This is a genomic window from Methylomagnum ishizawai (assembly GCF_900155475.1).
In the GTDB taxonomy this organism is placed as follows: domain Bacteria; phylum Pseudomonadota; class Gammaproteobacteria; order Methylococcales; family Methylococcaceae; genus Methylomagnum; species Methylomagnum ishizawai_A.
Window position 1 is genome coordinate 15575 of record NZ_FXAM01000007.1, and the last position, 13059, is coordinate 28633.

At 45.6% G+C, this 13059-nt stretch carries 18 protein-coding genes and 1 pseudogene; 16 read left to right on the top strand and 3 right to left on the bottom strand.

Annotated features, from left to right (window positions below; translation table 11 throughout):
- Positions 1 to 7 precede the first annotated feature (7 nt).
- Entirely contained in the window at positions 8 to 2290 is a 2283-nt protein-coding gene (locus B9N93_RS25140) for a class I SAM-dependent DNA methyltransferase (protein ID WP_125469218.1), read from the top strand.
- On the opposite strand, the gene B9N93_RS24140 is transcribed toward B9N93_RS25140, so the two are convergent.
- Complete coding sequence (locus B9N93_RS24140; protein ID WP_085216905.1) at positions 2283 to 2828, bottom strand: recombinase family protein; 546 nt, start codon at positions 2826 to 2828, stop codon at positions 2283 to 2285. The genes B9N93_RS25140 and B9N93_RS24140 overlap by 8 nt on opposite strands.
- A gap of 204 nt (positions 2829 to 3032) precedes the next feature.
- Between B9N93_RS24140 and B9N93_RS24145 the strand changes: the two genes are divergently transcribed.
- Both B9N93_RS24145 and B9N93_RS24150 read left to right on the top strand, forming a co-directional pair.
- On the top strand, positions 3033 to 3320 hold the full coding sequence (locus B9N93_RS24145; protein ID WP_254899543.1) for a type II toxin-antitoxin system TacA family antitoxin: 288 nt from the start codon (positions 3033 to 3035) through the stop codon (positions 3318 to 3320).
- Entirely contained in the window at positions 3317 to 3814 is a 498-nt protein-coding gene (locus B9N93_RS24150; protein WP_085216906.1) for a GNAT family N-acetyltransferase, read from the top strand. The genes B9N93_RS24145 and B9N93_RS24150 overlap by 4 nt, the downstream gene beginning before the upstream one ends.
- Before the next feature lie 164 nt (positions 3815 to 3978).
- Here the strand turns inward: B9N93_RS24150 and B9N93_RS24155 are convergent, their stop codons facing one another.
- Positions 3979 to 4242, bottom strand: coding sequence for a type II toxin-antitoxin system Phd/YefM family antitoxin (locus B9N93_RS24155; protein WP_085216907.1), 264 nt, complete (start codon positions 4240 to 4242; stop codon positions 3979 to 3981).
- A gap of 342 nt (positions 4243 to 4584) precedes the next feature.
- On the opposite strand from B9N93_RS24155, the gene B9N93_RS24160 reads away from it, so the two are divergent.
- The 5 genes from B9N93_RS24160 (at position 4585) to B9N93_RS24175 (ending at position 7141) form a co-directional block, all read left to right on the top strand.
- Positions 4585 to 4896, top strand: coding sequence for a hypothetical protein (locus B9N93_RS24160; protein WP_085216908.1), 312 nt, complete (start codon positions 4585 to 4587; stop codon positions 4894 to 4896).
- 118 nt (positions 4897 to 5014) lie between these two features.
- Positions 5015 to 5635 carry a ParA family partition ATPase gene (gene parA, locus B9N93_RS24165; RefSeq protein ID WP_085216909.1) on the top strand — a complete coding sequence of 207 codons (621 nt, stop codon included), beginning with the start codon at positions 5015 to 5017 and terminating at the stop codon, positions 5633 to 5635.
- Between the two features lie 49 nt (positions 5636 to 5684).
- Complete coding sequence (locus B9N93_RS25145) at positions 5685 to 5930, top strand: ribbon-helix-helix domain-containing protein (protein ID WP_125469213.1); 246 nt, start codon at positions 5685 to 5687, stop codon at positions 5928 to 5930.
- A 57-nt stretch (positions 5931 to 5987) separates the two neighbouring features.
- Complete coding sequence (locus tag B9N93_RS24170; protein ID WP_125469219.1) at positions 5988 to 6650, top strand: replication protein RepA; 663 nt, start codon at positions 5988 to 5990, stop codon at positions 6648 to 6650.
- An 89-nt stretch (positions 6651 to 6739) separates the two neighbouring features.
- The gene (locus tag B9N93_RS24175; protein WP_085216911.1) at positions 6740 to 7141 is read left to right on the top strand and encodes a hypothetical protein; all 402 of its coding nucleotides are present in this window, start codon (positions 6740 to 6742) and stop codon (positions 7139 to 7141) included.
- A gap of 1163 nt (positions 7142 to 8304) precedes the next feature.
- On the opposite strand, the gene B9N93_RS24180 is transcribed toward B9N93_RS24175, so the two are convergent.
- Positions 8305 to 8715, bottom strand: coding sequence for a hypothetical protein (locus B9N93_RS24180; protein ID WP_085216912.1), 411 nt, complete (start codon positions 8713 to 8715; stop codon positions 8305 to 8307).
- A 248-nt stretch (positions 8716 to 8963) separates the two neighbouring features.
- Here B9N93_RS24180 and B9N93_RS26960 point away from each other — a divergent pair.
- From B9N93_RS26960 to B9N93_RS25170, 8 genes and pseudogenes are all read left to right on the top strand, one after another.
- Positions 8964 to 9242 (top strand): annotated as a pseudogene (locus B9N93_RS26960) (MobA/MobL family protein); the annotation flags it as partial.
- Positions 9243 to 9258: 16 nt separating this feature from the next.
- A complete protein-coding gene (locus tag B9N93_RS26670; protein ID WP_085216913.1) occupies positions 9259 to 9510 on the top strand; it encodes a MobA/MobL family protein in 252 nt (83 codons plus the stop codon).
- Entirely contained in the window at positions 9510 to 10196 is a 687-nt protein-coding gene (locus tag B9N93_RS26965; protein ID WP_368655836.1) for a MobA/MobL family protein, read from the top strand. The genes B9N93_RS26670 and B9N93_RS26965 overlap by 1 nt, the downstream gene beginning before the upstream one ends.
- Positions 10085 to 10348: a hypothetical protein gene (locus B9N93_RS25155; RefSeq protein WP_085216900.1), complete on the top strand. Its 264-nt coding sequence runs from the start codon at positions 10085 to 10087 to the stop codon at positions 10346 to 10348. Before B9N93_RS26965 ends, B9N93_RS25155 begins: the two co-directional genes overlap by 112 nt.
- 59 nt (positions 10349 to 10407) lie before the next feature.
- Complete coding sequence (locus B9N93_RS24200; protein WP_085216901.1) at positions 10408 to 10821, top strand: hypothetical protein; 414 nt, start codon at positions 10408 to 10410, stop codon at positions 10819 to 10821.
- A 175-nt stretch (positions 10822 to 10996) separates the two neighbouring features.
- Complete coding sequence (locus B9N93_RS25160) at positions 10997 to 11377, top strand: hypothetical protein (RefSeq protein WP_125469214.1); 381 nt, start codon at positions 10997 to 10999, stop codon at positions 11375 to 11377.
- A gap of 407 nt (positions 11378 to 11784) precedes the next feature.
- Entirely contained in the window at positions 11785 to 12294 is a 510-nt protein-coding gene (locus B9N93_RS25165) for a hypothetical protein (RefSeq protein WP_125469221.1), read from the top strand.
- Positions 12295 to 12391: 97 nt separating this feature from the next.
- On the top strand, positions 12392 to 12970 hold the full coding sequence (locus B9N93_RS25170; RefSeq protein WP_125469222.1) for a hypothetical protein: 579 nt from the start codon (positions 12392 to 12394) through the stop codon (positions 12968 to 12970).
- Positions 12971 to 13059: the final 89 nt, after the last annotated feature.

Consider the following 13059-nt stretch of genomic DNA (forward strand, 5'->3'; position numbering starts at 1 on the left):
TGGGAACATGTCTAATATAAAAGCAGCCGAACGTATGGGAAAGCTGCATGATAAGCTTAAATCTATTGGATATGATGGGCATGTTTTAGAGGTTTATCTAGTTCGCCTTTTATTTTGCCTTTTCGCTGATGATACAAGTATATTCGAGCGTCGCCAGTTCCAAGACCTAATAGAACAAAAAACCGCAGAAGACGGGCAGGATTTGGCACAGTGGCTAGGAAATCTTTTTCAGGTATTAAATACACCGCAGGACAAACGACTTAAAAAGCTAGATGAACACCTAGCAGCTTTTCCATATATAAACGGCAGTTTATTTGCCGAGCAATTACCGATAGCCGCTTTTGATTCTGAAATGCGAGGCATCTTGCTTGATTGCTGTTCATTGGATTGGAGCAGGATTTCACCGGCTATTTTTGGTGCATTATTTCAGTCTGTAATGGATCAAAAGTTAAGGCGTAATCTTGGGGCACATTACACGACAGAGAAGAATATTCTTAAACTTATAAAGCCACTTTTTCTTGATGAATTAAGAGCAGAGTTTGAGAAGCTAAAAGGAAATAGAAATAAACTTGATGAATTTCATAGTAAGTTAGCAAAGCTAAAATTCCTTGATCCCGCTTGTGGTTGTGGAAACTTTCTAGTTATAGCTTATCGCGAACTAAGACTATTAGAACTTGATGTTTTGCGGGCTATTCATGGAAAACAGCAAACTTTAGGAGTTAAAGATTTTGCTATTCTTTGTGATGTGGATCAATTCTACGGCATTGAAATAGAAGAATTTCCTGCCCAAATTGCCCAAACTGCCATGTGGTTAATTGACCATCAAATGAATATGATGGTTTCCGAAGAGCTTGGAAGTTACTTTGTAAGGCTTCCATTAAAAAAATCAGCAACCATTATTCATGGTAATTCATTGCAATTAGATTGGCATGATATAGTAGCACCAAAAGACTTAGATTATATTTTTGGAAATCCGCCTTTTGGTGGAAAAAAAGAACAGTCTAAAACACAAAAAGGAGATATGTCGCGAGTTTTTCGCAATGTGAAAGGTGCGGGCGTGCTAGATTTTGTCTCTGCTTGGTATATTAAAGCAGCAGATTATATGATGGATAATTCAGAAATCAAAACCGCTTACGTCTCTACTAATTCCATTACTCAAGGCGAGCAAGTAGGAATTTTATGGGCAGAGATGTTAAAACGAGGGGTAAAAATTCATTTTGCACACCGTACTTTTCAATGGTCAAGTGAAGCACGCGGGAAAGCTGCTGTACATTGCGTCATAATCGGGTTTGCTTTACACGATGCAATAGACAAAAGGATTTTTGATTATCAAACTGTGCAATCTGATCCTAATGAAATTAAAGCTAAGAATATAAATCCTTACTTAATTGATGCTGATGATCTTGTCTTAACAAAACGTCGTAAACCTATATCAATAAATTCACCAAATATAGTTTTTGGCTCAATGCCTAATGATGGCGGATTTTTGTTACTATCAACCGAAGAAAAAGACGAACTTATAAATAAATATAAGAAATTAGAAAAATGGGTTAAGCCAATTCTTGGTAGTGTGGAATTTATAAATGGAAATGGCGGCTTCTGTCTGTGGCTTATTGGTATTTCACCTGATGAATTGCGTTCAATGCCTATGGTTCTTGAACGGGTTGAAAACGTGCGGCGTTCTAGACTCGATAGTTCACGTATTACAACTAAAGAATTAGCGGCAAGTTCCGCACTTTTTGGAGAAATACGTCAGCCTAAAGGGCGTTATCTTGCAATTCCAAAAACATCGTCAGAGCTTAGAGCATATATACCAATAGCATTTCTTAATTCAGATATCATTGCAAATACCGAATTATTCACGATTGATGGTGCAGATTTATATCATTTTGGGGTTTTAACCTCAAAAATGCACATGGCATGGGTACGTTCTGTTTGTGGTCGCTTAAAAAGTGATTATCGCTATTCGGCTGGAATTGTTTATAACAATTTCCCTTGGGCACAGAATGCAACTGATAAACAACGTCAAGCTATAGAAGATGCGGCACAAGCGGTGTTAGACGCACGGGCTAAATATCCGAATTCCACGTTTGCTGATCTTTACGACCCCTTAGCAATGCCGCCTGATCTGGTGAAAGCACACCAGAAGCTTGATGCGGCAGTGGACGCAAGTTATTCAAAGAAAAAATTTTCTGGTGATAGTGATAGGGTTGCTTTTTTATTTGAATTATATCAGCAAATAATAGCCCCACTTTTGGCAGAAAAAAAGAAAAAAAGGAAACTTAATTAGATAATACCCTATAAAGCGTCCGTCTCGAAACACTCAGCGACTTAGCAACATCGTTGATATGTTCGCCAGTCTCTAGGAGCTTGTGGGCGTGAACAATTTGTTCGGGGCTAAGTTTGACCTTACGCCCCATCTTCACCCCGCGAGCTTTCGCGGCTTCCCTTCCTGCCTTGGTGCGTTCTGAGATAAGCGAGCGTTCCAGTTCCGCCAGAATCCCCACCATTTGCCACATTGCCCGCCCCGTAGGCGTTGCCGTGTCTATTGATTCGGTTAGCGACTGGAAAGCAACCCCCCGCCCTTTCAGCCCGTCGAGCAACTCTATAAGTTTATGAACAGTCCGCCCTAGCCGATCCAGCTTCCATACTGTGAGCGTGTCCCCTTCGCCCAGAGCCTTTAAGCATTTGGCAAGTTCCGCCCGTTTGAAGTCCGCCCCGCTTGCCTTGTCTATAAAGACCCGTTCACACCCTGCCGCCTTCAAAGCATCAAGCTGTAAATCGGGATTCTGTTCCCCCGTGGACACCCTCGCATAGCCTATTTTCATCGCCTACTTTTGACCCTGATTTTTGACACAAACAAGCCCTTGATTTATCAGGCTTCGTTGCTTGTGTCAAATATCTTGATTTATGGCACAAAATACATAGCCACATAGTCGGCTATATGGCTATTTTTATAGCAAAGCGTTTTTTCTTGCAATGTCCGGCAATTTGGCGTACATATTGAGGGTGAAGAATGTTATGAGGTCGTTATGATGGCTAATGAAATACCCCGTACTGCACGGCTAGAGGCTCGTATAGCCCCTGATGTGCTTAACCTTGTCAGGCGAGCCGCCGAGATGCAAGGGCGCAGTGTAAGCGATTTTGTAGTTTCTGCTGCACAAGATGCGGCTTATAGAGCTATTGAGGAAAGCAACATAATCCGTCTTTCTCTTGAAGATCAAAATAGGTTTGTTGAATTATTACTTAATCCACCGCTTCCTACTCCTGCTATGGAGAGAGCAAAAGAAGCTCATGCCGTATTGTTTGGTTCAGAGTGACAGGAAAATTTATAATAGAAATACTTGCTTCACACCACTATAAGAAAGACTTTTCTTGTGGAAATGAAGCACTGGATAGATATTTTGCTAATCAAGCGTCCCAGGATGTAAAACGCAGGGTATCAGGGTGTTATGTTGCGATTGAAAAAGCCACCGGAAGAATAGCCGGATACTATACGCTTTCAGCGTCTGGAATACCTTTAGAAGATATGCCGGAAGGCTTAGCAAAAAAACTGCCACGCTATCCCATAGTACCGGTTGCTTGCCTTGGACGGCTTGCAGTAGATAAAAATTATCATGGTCAAAAATTAGGGGCTGCTTTATTGTGGGATTCTATACAAAGGGCTTTGCGTTCTGAGGTTGTAGTTTTTGCCCTTGTGGTTGATGCTAAAGACGATCAAGCCAGAAATTTTTATTTGCATCATGGTTTTTCTTATTTTAGCTCTACTCCAAATAAGCTAATACTTCCGCTCGCAAATTACAAAAATATCTAATTATGAATAACTATAGGTCTGTTTTATGTCTTGATGACTTTACCGAAGATGACATAAAAGCAATTACTGATGTTGCAGAGGCAGCAAAGGCAGAGAATGCCCGCTACTCTCAAGTCCGCCCTTTGGTTCTGGTAATGCCATATATTACAATCTTCTAAAATTTCTTAATCCATTAATTCATTTAGGTGATTGTGAGCGGGGTTCATTTCTGCTTTTGCGATTGCCGCAATAGTTTCTTCGGGCAATTCGCTTACATGGTAACAATGGCGTGCTTGGGCTTTAAGAAACATATATTCCTGATATTCATGCTCAGATAGGAAATATCCGCTTGTTCTCCCATGACTCGTAATCGCGATGATTTCGCGTTGAGCCTTTTCTTTATATTGCCCAAAATTCTTGACGAACTCGGTTGCTGAAACTTCTACCATGACACACCTCTTTTGTGTAATTTCTTCATATTACGGAAAATGCGTAAATCGTCAATTGTTATCGTAAATTTCAGTAACTAATTGATTTTATATAAATAGCCATCAAGCCGTCTATATGGCTATATTTATAGCTGTCTCCCTTCCTCTTCCTTTGCCCCCTTCGCCTTACCCCTTGAGAATCAGGGTGCGGCGGAACATAGCCGAAGCCGCCCGCCTGTAAACCGCCTGCCCGCTCCATTCGCTTCTCTTCCGTGTTGGCGGTGTGACTGGCGGGCTTGCAGCTTCGGCGTTTATTCCTTCGTCCCTGATTTCAGGGGGTAACTTAATGAAGGGGTAAATAAAATGAAAAACGGAAACCGAACAACAAGTAAAAGCCGCCAAGAACTCGGGCAGATAGTGGCTACTCAAGGAGTTCTTGCAACCTGTAGTCTTGACCTAATGCTAAGTAGCCTTGCCCGCCATGTTCAAGGCGATTGGGGAGATTGTTCAGACAAAGCAGCTAATGAAAGAGCCTTAAAAAACGGCGGGCGTATTTTATCCGCCTACGCGATAGACCCAGCCAAGCCGTGCAAAGGCTACGGGGAAAATTGCCTTTGGATTATCACCGAGGCAGACCGCAGCGTAACCACCCTGCTTTTGCCCGATGAATATTAAGCTAATATATAGCCACCTAGTCGGCTAGGTGGCTTGATACTTTGCAAGTCTTGACAGAAGCGGTGTTTTATCGTATCAAGCCATCTAGTCGGCTATACGGCTAATACAAGAGGACTCAATGAAAAAGCTGGCAATCCTTGCCCAGAAGGGCGGAAGCGGTAAAACAACCATCGCGGTTCACATGGCAGTGTGTGCAGTCCGCCAAGGGCTTCACACCGCATTGATTGACCTTGACCCTCAAGCAAGTGCTTATGATTGGAACGAGAGCCGAGAGGAAGGATATAAGCTAGACGCTGTGAAAGCGACCGCCGGACAACTTGCGAGCTTGCTAGAGCAGGCAAAAGAGGCAGGGGCAGACCTAGTTATAATTGACACCGCCCCCCACTCTAACAGCACCGCAGCAATAGCCGCACAGCTTGCCGATTTTATTTTGATACCCTGCCGCCCAGCCCGCTTTGACCTTAAAGCCATAGGCTCAACGGTAGAAATCGCTAGGCTTTCTAAAACTCCTTCCGCAGTCGTAATTAATGCCGCTCCGCGTGGCAAATTGTCCGAAGAGGCAGCTTTAGCATTACGCCAGCAAGGTATAAATGTTTTAGATTCGGTTTTACAAAATCGGGCAGCATATAGCCATGCCGTAATAGACGGGCTTAGTGTTCACGAATACGAACCAAAAGGAAAAGCCGCCGAGGAAATAGACGAGCTTTTCTCTTGCGTTCGTGGAGTTTTGAAGTTATAAAGCCATTTATACGGCTATATGGCTATATATTTGCATAATAGGTAATGATATGAGCAGAGTAAAACGCCAACAACTAGGCAAAATGTTTGAAACTGTCCCAGCGGAAAAAGCCGTTACGACACCGGAACGACGACCCGACAGGATAGGAAAGCGGGCGGCATTGTTCCAGATTCCCGAAGCTGCAAAAAAGCAATTAGCCTTTTTGGCTATTGAGCAAGATACAACCCAGCAGGCTTTATTGACCGAAGCCCTAAATATGCTATTCTCCAAATATGAAAAGCCGCCTATAGCTTAGAAAATGTTAGGCAATCAAATTAAGCCTAGTTAATAAGAAATATAAGAGGGTTTTAATGTGGCAACACAGAAAACTATAACACCTGCTAAGCGTAAGTTAATAGATAATTCAGTTGCTATATTTGGCGATGCTGCTACTAGCAAAGAATCGGCGTATATGGCACGAGAACTTGTACAATGCACTTTGCCACATAAAAATCCTGGCGATATTCCTGCATGGAGTAGAAGAAATGGTAATTTAATACTAACTATCCGTCCAGGTTGGAATAGCAATAAACAAGAGGTCTATGGTTATCCTTATGGAACTATACCGCGATTAATACTTTTTTGGATAGTAACAGAGGCTATTCGTACTAGAAGCCCGGAGCTTGAGCTAGGAACTAGCATTTCTGGTTTTATGGAAGAATTAGGACTTAGTTCTTATACTGGAAGAGGCAAGCGCGGCGATGCTGTCCGTCTGAAAGAGCAAATGGAGCGGCTTTTTAACTCATTTATAAGCTTTGAAGGTAATATAGAGCGTGATGGTAGAGTAGGCACAGCCCGCATAAATATGGCAGTTGCCAGTGAATCTATGCTGTGGTGGAATCCAAAAACGCCAGAACAATTAAGCTGGGGAAGTCGGGTTAAATTAGGAAAAGAATTTTACGATGCGATAACCGCCGCCCCCGTTCCGGTGGATATGCGAGCCTTAAAGGCTTTGAAGAAATCCCCCTTGCTTTAGACCTTTACGCATGGCTTACTTATGAATCTTTCAGGGCGCATAAGAACGGTGAATCTCGGTTTACCTCTTGGGAAAAACTACATAGCCAAATGGGTGGAGATTATACAAATATTGCCGATTTTAGAAGGAAAGTAAAAGCTGCACTTACTAAGATTAAACTTGTCTATCCGGGTTTGAAGCTTGGTAAAACATTAGGCGGGATTGAGGTTTTGCCGGAAAGCCTAACCGCCTTGCAACCGCGAACCGTCACGATTGAGGGAACAGCAACCCGCGTGGAAGTGGAAGAACCCCACCCCCCGCATCCGTTTCCAATCCCTCTCAAAACTACCACGATTGAAAAATTCCGCCGCTTCTATCCCCGCCTTGACCCCTACGCCTGCCAAGCCGACTTTGACACTTGGCAAGCGAAGCTAGAGCCGTCCAAGCGGGCAAAGAGCTATGACCGTGCCTTTATGGGCTTCGCTGCCGGGTGGGCTGTCGGCAAAGGCTAGCCCCATCTTTTCCGACTTCCCATCTTGACCTGCCTATTGCCTCTGGTGTACTCGCCCGCGCACGGGCGTATTTGATTTATTTAATATAGCTAATGCGCGCGCGGCTGTCGGCGAATAAGAATCATTTCTTTTTGATGTGGATAAGCCTGTGGGTTAAGCAAGTTATTATGGGTGAAACGGTCACCCCCTCTATGGGTGAAACGGTCACCCCCTCTATGGGTGAAACGGTCACCCCCCACCTTTTATATCTGTAATCCTGTATTTGTATTTAAGAATCACTGTAGTTGTCGGCGGGCATCTGTGGGCAACTTGCCCTTGCCAAACAGGCACTTGCGTGTCGGGTAGTGATGGATAGGATTAAAATGAGTTCGCTTCGCTCACAGCCAATTCATGTGGGGGCTTGCCGCCCCACACCCCCGCCTTGCAGCCGCGAAGTTCTGCACAAGCCAAACAAACCGCTTCCCCAAGCCCGAAGGGAAAAACAGAGCTTTGTCCCAAGTGCAGTGGGAGCTTGAAAGACCGCAAGGTAACTAGGGGGTGGAACTGGGAAGGGAGACACTCCGTAGCCAGCAGTGGAGCGAAAGCGAGAGGGGCAAGCTGGACAACAGCCAGGGGACAAGACCCCACCGACAGCACCCGGAAGCAAGTAGCCACCCAGCAAGAGCCGATAGGACAGAGAACGGGGAGAGAACAGCAAAAGGCATTCAGGAATCTGTGTTTTGGCAAAATCCCGTTTCTAAGGCGATTTAAGCCCCTGTTGCTGCTTCCCCTACCTTACCCTAGTCATAGACCGCTTTCGTGTCTCTGTGGGCATTCCATGGGCGTTTACAGGGCTGTTGTTGCCCGCCTCTTCGCCCTATTCCGATTCGCGGGTTTGGTAGGAGGTGGGAAGGGGTGTTTTTCCTGTCCAGAACCCCACCCCATCAAAAACCGCTTCTGATGACCCGCAGAGCGGCGTAAATATTTCCTGCCCCCCGACCGCTTCCACGTTTCTACGGGCAAATTTGCCGCCTTCCTGGCGATGTTTTGCCTGCCGTCCTTCCCCGATGCTTCCGGCAGGGCAAAAAAGCAGTCGGCGAGTTATCCCAAAATCTGTGGACACCCGTCGCCCCGAACCGCCCGCAAGCCTTGCCGCGCTTGGCTTCGCGGGGTGTGGTTAATTCCTAGGCAGTGGGTTCTTCCCCGCCGGTTGCCGCAGGGGTGGGCGGTTCGGCGGGTTGTTCCGCTATTCCTCGCGCCACCTTTTCGGGTTTCGCGCTTCCGTCCTTCCCGTCCGCCAGCGGCTCAAGCCCGAACAACGCCCGATCATCAGGGCGGGCTAGGAAGCTATCCAGCAGCTTCCAGAGTTCCGCCTTGTGCTTGGGGTGTTTCTCGGCATCGTCCAGCACCGCCGCCCCCGCCAGAATCTTGCGGCGGGTATCCGCCTTGCGCTTCCTGGCGTTCTCGCGGTTTAGCTCCTGCTGAATCCGTGCGTTGAGCGCGTCCCGCTTCTCCCTCAGCTTGTCCAGTTTATCCGCCCGCCATGGTTGCCCCCTATCCTCGGTTATTCCCCTAAAGCTTGTATCACACCCCACCGCTTCATGCTATCGTCGGATAGGGCAAATCCAGCGAAGGAAGGTCAGCTAGTGAAGCGAGGCAAAGACCACAAGGGCGCACTTATGCAAACTAAAGTTTGCGTGCGGCAGGGCGTTCCCCCTGCACCCCCACAAGCGAGGCACCGCCCGCAAGCTGCGCCACTTGGCGACACGATGGGGAAACGCTCCCCCCTACCCCGCGCTTGTGGGAATCCTCCCCCAAGACCCCCAGCCCGCCGCCCCGTTATATGACACAAGCGGGCGGTTGGTTCCATTGCAGCGTCAAGCCCATCAGCCGCAGTGCTGGGCGTTCGGTAGTGGCAGCCGCCGCCTACCGATCCGGCGAACGCCTACGCGATGACCGCACCCAGCAGACCCACGACTACCGCCGCCGGATCGGGGTAGAAGCCGCCTTCATCGTCGCCCCCGCCGATGCGCCAGACTGGGTATATGACGCGGGCAAGCTATGGAACGCCGCCGAAACCGTCGAGAAGCGCAGCAACAGCCAGACCGCCCGCGAGGTGGAGCTAGCCCTGCCCTGCCGTGGACGGAGCGGAACGGGAAGCCATCGCCCGCCAGCTTGCCGAACACTTGGCAGAACGCTACGGGGTGGCGGTGGCGGTCGCCCTGCATCAACCTTCCGAGCAAGGCGACGAGCGCAACCACCACGCCCATATCCTGATGACCACGCGGCGCATGGAAGCGGACGGCTTGGGAGCAAAAACCCGCGAGCTTGACGACAAGAGACCGGCGGGCAGGAAGTCCGCCATATTCGGGAGTATGCTTGTGACCTGATAAACGCCAGCCTAGAACGCGCCGGACTCGACGAACGGGTAGACCACCGCTCTTTCAAGGAGCGCGGTATAGAGCAAGTCCCGAGCGAACATCTAGGGGTGGAAGCGTCCGGCATGGAGCGGGCGCGGGAAGCGGAGCCGACGCGGCGACCTCAACCGCGAGAATGCCAACGCAACCAGCGGATAAACGAACTCACCGAACAGCGCACCCTTGATGGCGAGATAGAGCGCGAGGAAGCCAGCCACCAGGGGGCGGTAGGGAAAGAAGCGGAGAGCGGTAGTTATTGGCGCGACCGCATCAACGGCGAGCGGGAAACGTCCCAGGAAGACCCGCCCCCCGCTTCCCCGCAAGGTATCCAGCCCGAGGAAAGCAAAGCGGCACAGAGTGCCTTTGCCGATTCAATCGCCCTTGCCAGTTCCGCCCAGCTAAACCGGCAAGGCGAGGTAAAACACGGCGGGCTTGCCCCTGTCCTGGGTGGAACATGCCAAGGAGCAAGCGCGGGAGCTATGGCAGGAGCTTTTAGAAATGCTCAAGGAGGAAGAACGGCAACCCCCAGACAGGAGCAGGTAACGGCATGGCGCAAAAAGAAAGCGATAAAACGGTCATGGACAAGTTTTGGGAAGGCGCACAAAAAGCCGCGCAAAGTGCCTTTGCCGATATTGGCAACACCTACCAAGCATTCCTAGTGCGTGATTCCACCTTTGGAGCGTTGCACGGCGCGGCACCGGAACACGATAAACCGCATTCTTCCCCCGAAATCGCCAAGCGGGAAGCGGAAAAGCAATATTCCGAACCGGAAGCCCCAGAACGCGCCCCCGATATTGAGCCAGAGCGTTAGGGGTTTATTAACCATTTTCTGATTTTATTAGCAGCCCGAACAAGTCAGGAGATAATAAAATGGCTGATGATCCCTTAGCCAAGTTCCGCAAGAGTCCCACCGTGAAACCCGAAGCCACCCTACCGGAAAGCAAAGCGGGTTTGCCTGACTACCAAGCGTTTGACGCGAAAGACAAGATAAAACGCCTTGAAATCCGGCGGGTTATGGGAGCTTTCCACACCCCGGCTTATGCCTATTTATTGAATGTTATCTTTGATGGCTATCACGGCACTGAGCTTGTGTTAGTTTACAGCTTTATGCTGGTGAAGGTGAAAGGGCGCAACTTGCACCCCATCACCCTTGCCGTGCAAGAGGGTAAATGCGCCTTTATCCAAGACTACGACCCGCGAGCTTTCGCCGAACCTGCCCCAGATGCGCCGTTTATTGAGAGCATAGAAATCATCGCGAAGGAAGGCGGCGACGAGCGTGGCTAGATAGTGTGACAACGGGCAGTTTAGTTGTCCAAAAAAATTGGATATTTGACATAAGGTGGCGAGGAAGGCATGAATTCTGCCGGTGGGGTTTCCATAACGCCAGTTATATTTATATTAACTGTAATAAAACTTAACTTAACAATAACAATAAAATTATTATTATTATGTTATGCAAATGAAAAAAACTCTTAATAGTCTTGTTGATGAGATGAGACTGAATGATCTGAATGATTTAAAATTTTGTCCTCGTGATAATATTTTTATCGAAGGGGCTAAAAAATTCATTGCTAAATTTTCTGAGCTTACAATCGTAGTGCTAATTGCTAGTTTTATATATAACTCTAAGGAAGCTGGAAGATTGAAACCACCTAGTCTAAAACATGTATTTGATGTTAAAGATACCACAACCATATCAACAATTATTATATCTGGACTTCATGGGGCTGTAAAAATGGCAGAAGTCGCAATGCAAAACCAAGGAACTGATAAATTCTTAAAACGAATAGAATCTCAGAAAAAAGCAAGCAGAGAATCCTCGACCACGTTTACTAGATAAATCTCTCTTTCCGCCGTCTTCCTAGCTACGAGATGCAACTTGGCTATCAACCTAAGACGGTGAATATCATCTTTCGTTTACGCATAGCTGGATGACGGGTTGTCCGAGGCATGACAGACTCCGTCTCTGTCCCGGCTTGTGTTGGTTACCCTCCAATTGTCTTTGCTTCTTCCCTTACACTAGCTTTTCAAGTTATGTTATTAAGTCTATCGTTCTCTTGAACTAGCGGGGAAGATATTTTCGTATATTCATAGCGTATCTAGCATCACTTACCATAAAGCTAAAATAGGCGTAGTTATGGCAACTGTATATCTTTGGAAGATGAAAAACAACATGTGAAACACGTTTCAATTAAGATAAGTCATAATTTTTATGACCACTATATAAGTCTTAATCGTGGATATAGTGTGACATATAAGTTCAATGATGAAATGAATATATCTAGATCATTTGATGATGATGTGAGAGACTATGTTAAAGTAAAACAACAAGTTAATATTCAAGGAGTTGATGAATTTATATTGTATTTCTTTAAAAAGGATAAATATAAAGAACTTAAAATAGCAACTACTGATTTTTATCCATATAAGGTGATGGCTGATTCATTGTTCTTTTCTTTTGAAAAGAAACATCAAGATTTTGAAACAAAATTTTGGGTTTTCTTAAAAAAGAAGGAGCACGGCTATAGGATAAGTTCAGAGTATTTTCTTGCCTTTATTCTTGATGTATTAAAGTATGGAATTAGATTTAAAGGGCTGCATGGTATATTTAGCAATAAAGATAAAGGCGGTTTAAGTAAATTTACATCTTCTGTAGCGTTGTTCTTACAGGTAAAGCTCGGATTTATTAGATACGCTGCTTTGTCAAGAATGATAAATAGAATAAATAGTAAAAAAATCACAGAATCAACAAAGTGATGAAAAAGAAAAGGGCATCAATCATCGTTCAGCCCACCTTGACGATGATGCCGGTTGCCCCGTAGCCGAAAGCCCCGCCCAACAAGACTTTCGTAATATGTCGGCTGAAGCCGATGATCGAGACCAACGAAGCCAAAAAGAAAAGGAATTAAAATTATCAGACATAACAAATAAGAAAGAAATCTCTGAAGAGATTATAGTAGAGGTAATTGATCAGCTTCACGAATCACTATGGACACCACAGGAGGTATTTAATCTCGCTAAAGAGATGAGCGAACGTGATGACGCCATTAAGCGTAAAAACGAAACCAACAGATTGTTGCAGGAAGAGAAAAAAATCAAAGCACGCTCTTCTCGTATAAAGAGGCTTATATATGAATTCAAGGAATGGGCGGTTGAAAAAATAAAAATTGGATTTAGTTTATCATTTTTTGATAGGACATTATATAAGTCTAATTCTGAGTTTAAATATTTTTTTTACGGCAATCAAGTTAAGGTAGTAAATAAATTATCATTAATATCATATTTTATATTATTTTTCTATGGCGGTTATGTTTATAAAAACATAATTGAAAATACGCTAAACAATTTTGTTTATAATTATGATTATAAAATAATTATTGCTTCGGCTGTATTGATAGGATTTTTATACTTTTTTCATTTCTGGCAAAGTTGATTTTTAATTATTTATATACGCTTATTCCTTATTTTGTATTTGTAATGATTCCAATGTTTATTAGGCTATCTATTGAGGGTGTGGTATTT

Coding starts and splice junctions, on each gene's coding strand:
- B9N93_RS24140 (WP_085216905.1), bottom strand. CDS start 2,828: ATGAAAATAGGCTATGCGAGGGTGTCCACGGGGGAACAGAATCCCGAT.
- B9N93_RS25140 (WP_125469218.1), top strand. CDS start 8: ATGTCTAATATAAAAGCAGCCGAACGTATGGGAAAGCTGCATGATAAG.
- B9N93_RS24160 (WP_085216908.1), top strand. CDS start 4,585: ATGAAAAACGGAAACCGAACAACAAGTAAAAGCCGCCAAGAACTCGGG.
- parA (WP_085216909.1), top strand. CDS start 5,015: ATGAAAAAGCTGGCAATCCTTGCCCAGAAGGGCGGAAGCGGTAAAACA.
- B9N93_RS25155 (WP_085216900.1), top strand. CDS start 10,085: ATGGCGCAAAAAGAAAGCGATAAAACGGTCATGGACAAGTTTTGGGAA.
- B9N93_RS24155 (WP_085216907.1), bottom strand. CDS start 4,242: ATGGTAGAAGTTTCAGCAACCGAGTTCGTCAAGAATTTTGGGCAATAT.
- B9N93_RS24145 (WP_254899543.1), top strand. CDS start 3,033: ATGATGGCTAATGAAATACCCCGTACTGCACGGCTAGAGGCTCGTATA.
- B9N93_RS24200 (WP_085216901.1), top strand. CDS start 10,408: ATGGCTGATGATCCCTTAGCCAAGTTCCGCAAGAGTCCCACCGTGAAA.
- B9N93_RS25170 (WP_125469222.1), top strand. CDS start 12,392: ATGTCGGCTGAAGCCGATGATCGAGACCAACGAAGCCAAAAAGAAAAG.
- B9N93_RS25145 (WP_125469213.1), top strand. CDS start 5,685: ATGAGCAGAGTAAAACGCCAACAACTAGGCAAAATGTTTGAAACTGTC.
- B9N93_RS24175 (WP_085216911.1), top strand. CDS start 6,740: ATGGGTGGAGATTATACAAATATTGCCGATTTTAGAAGGAAAGTAAAA.
- B9N93_RS25160 (WP_125469214.1), top strand. CDS start 10,997: ATGAAAAAAACTCTTAATAGTCTTGTTGATGAGATGAGACTGAATGAT.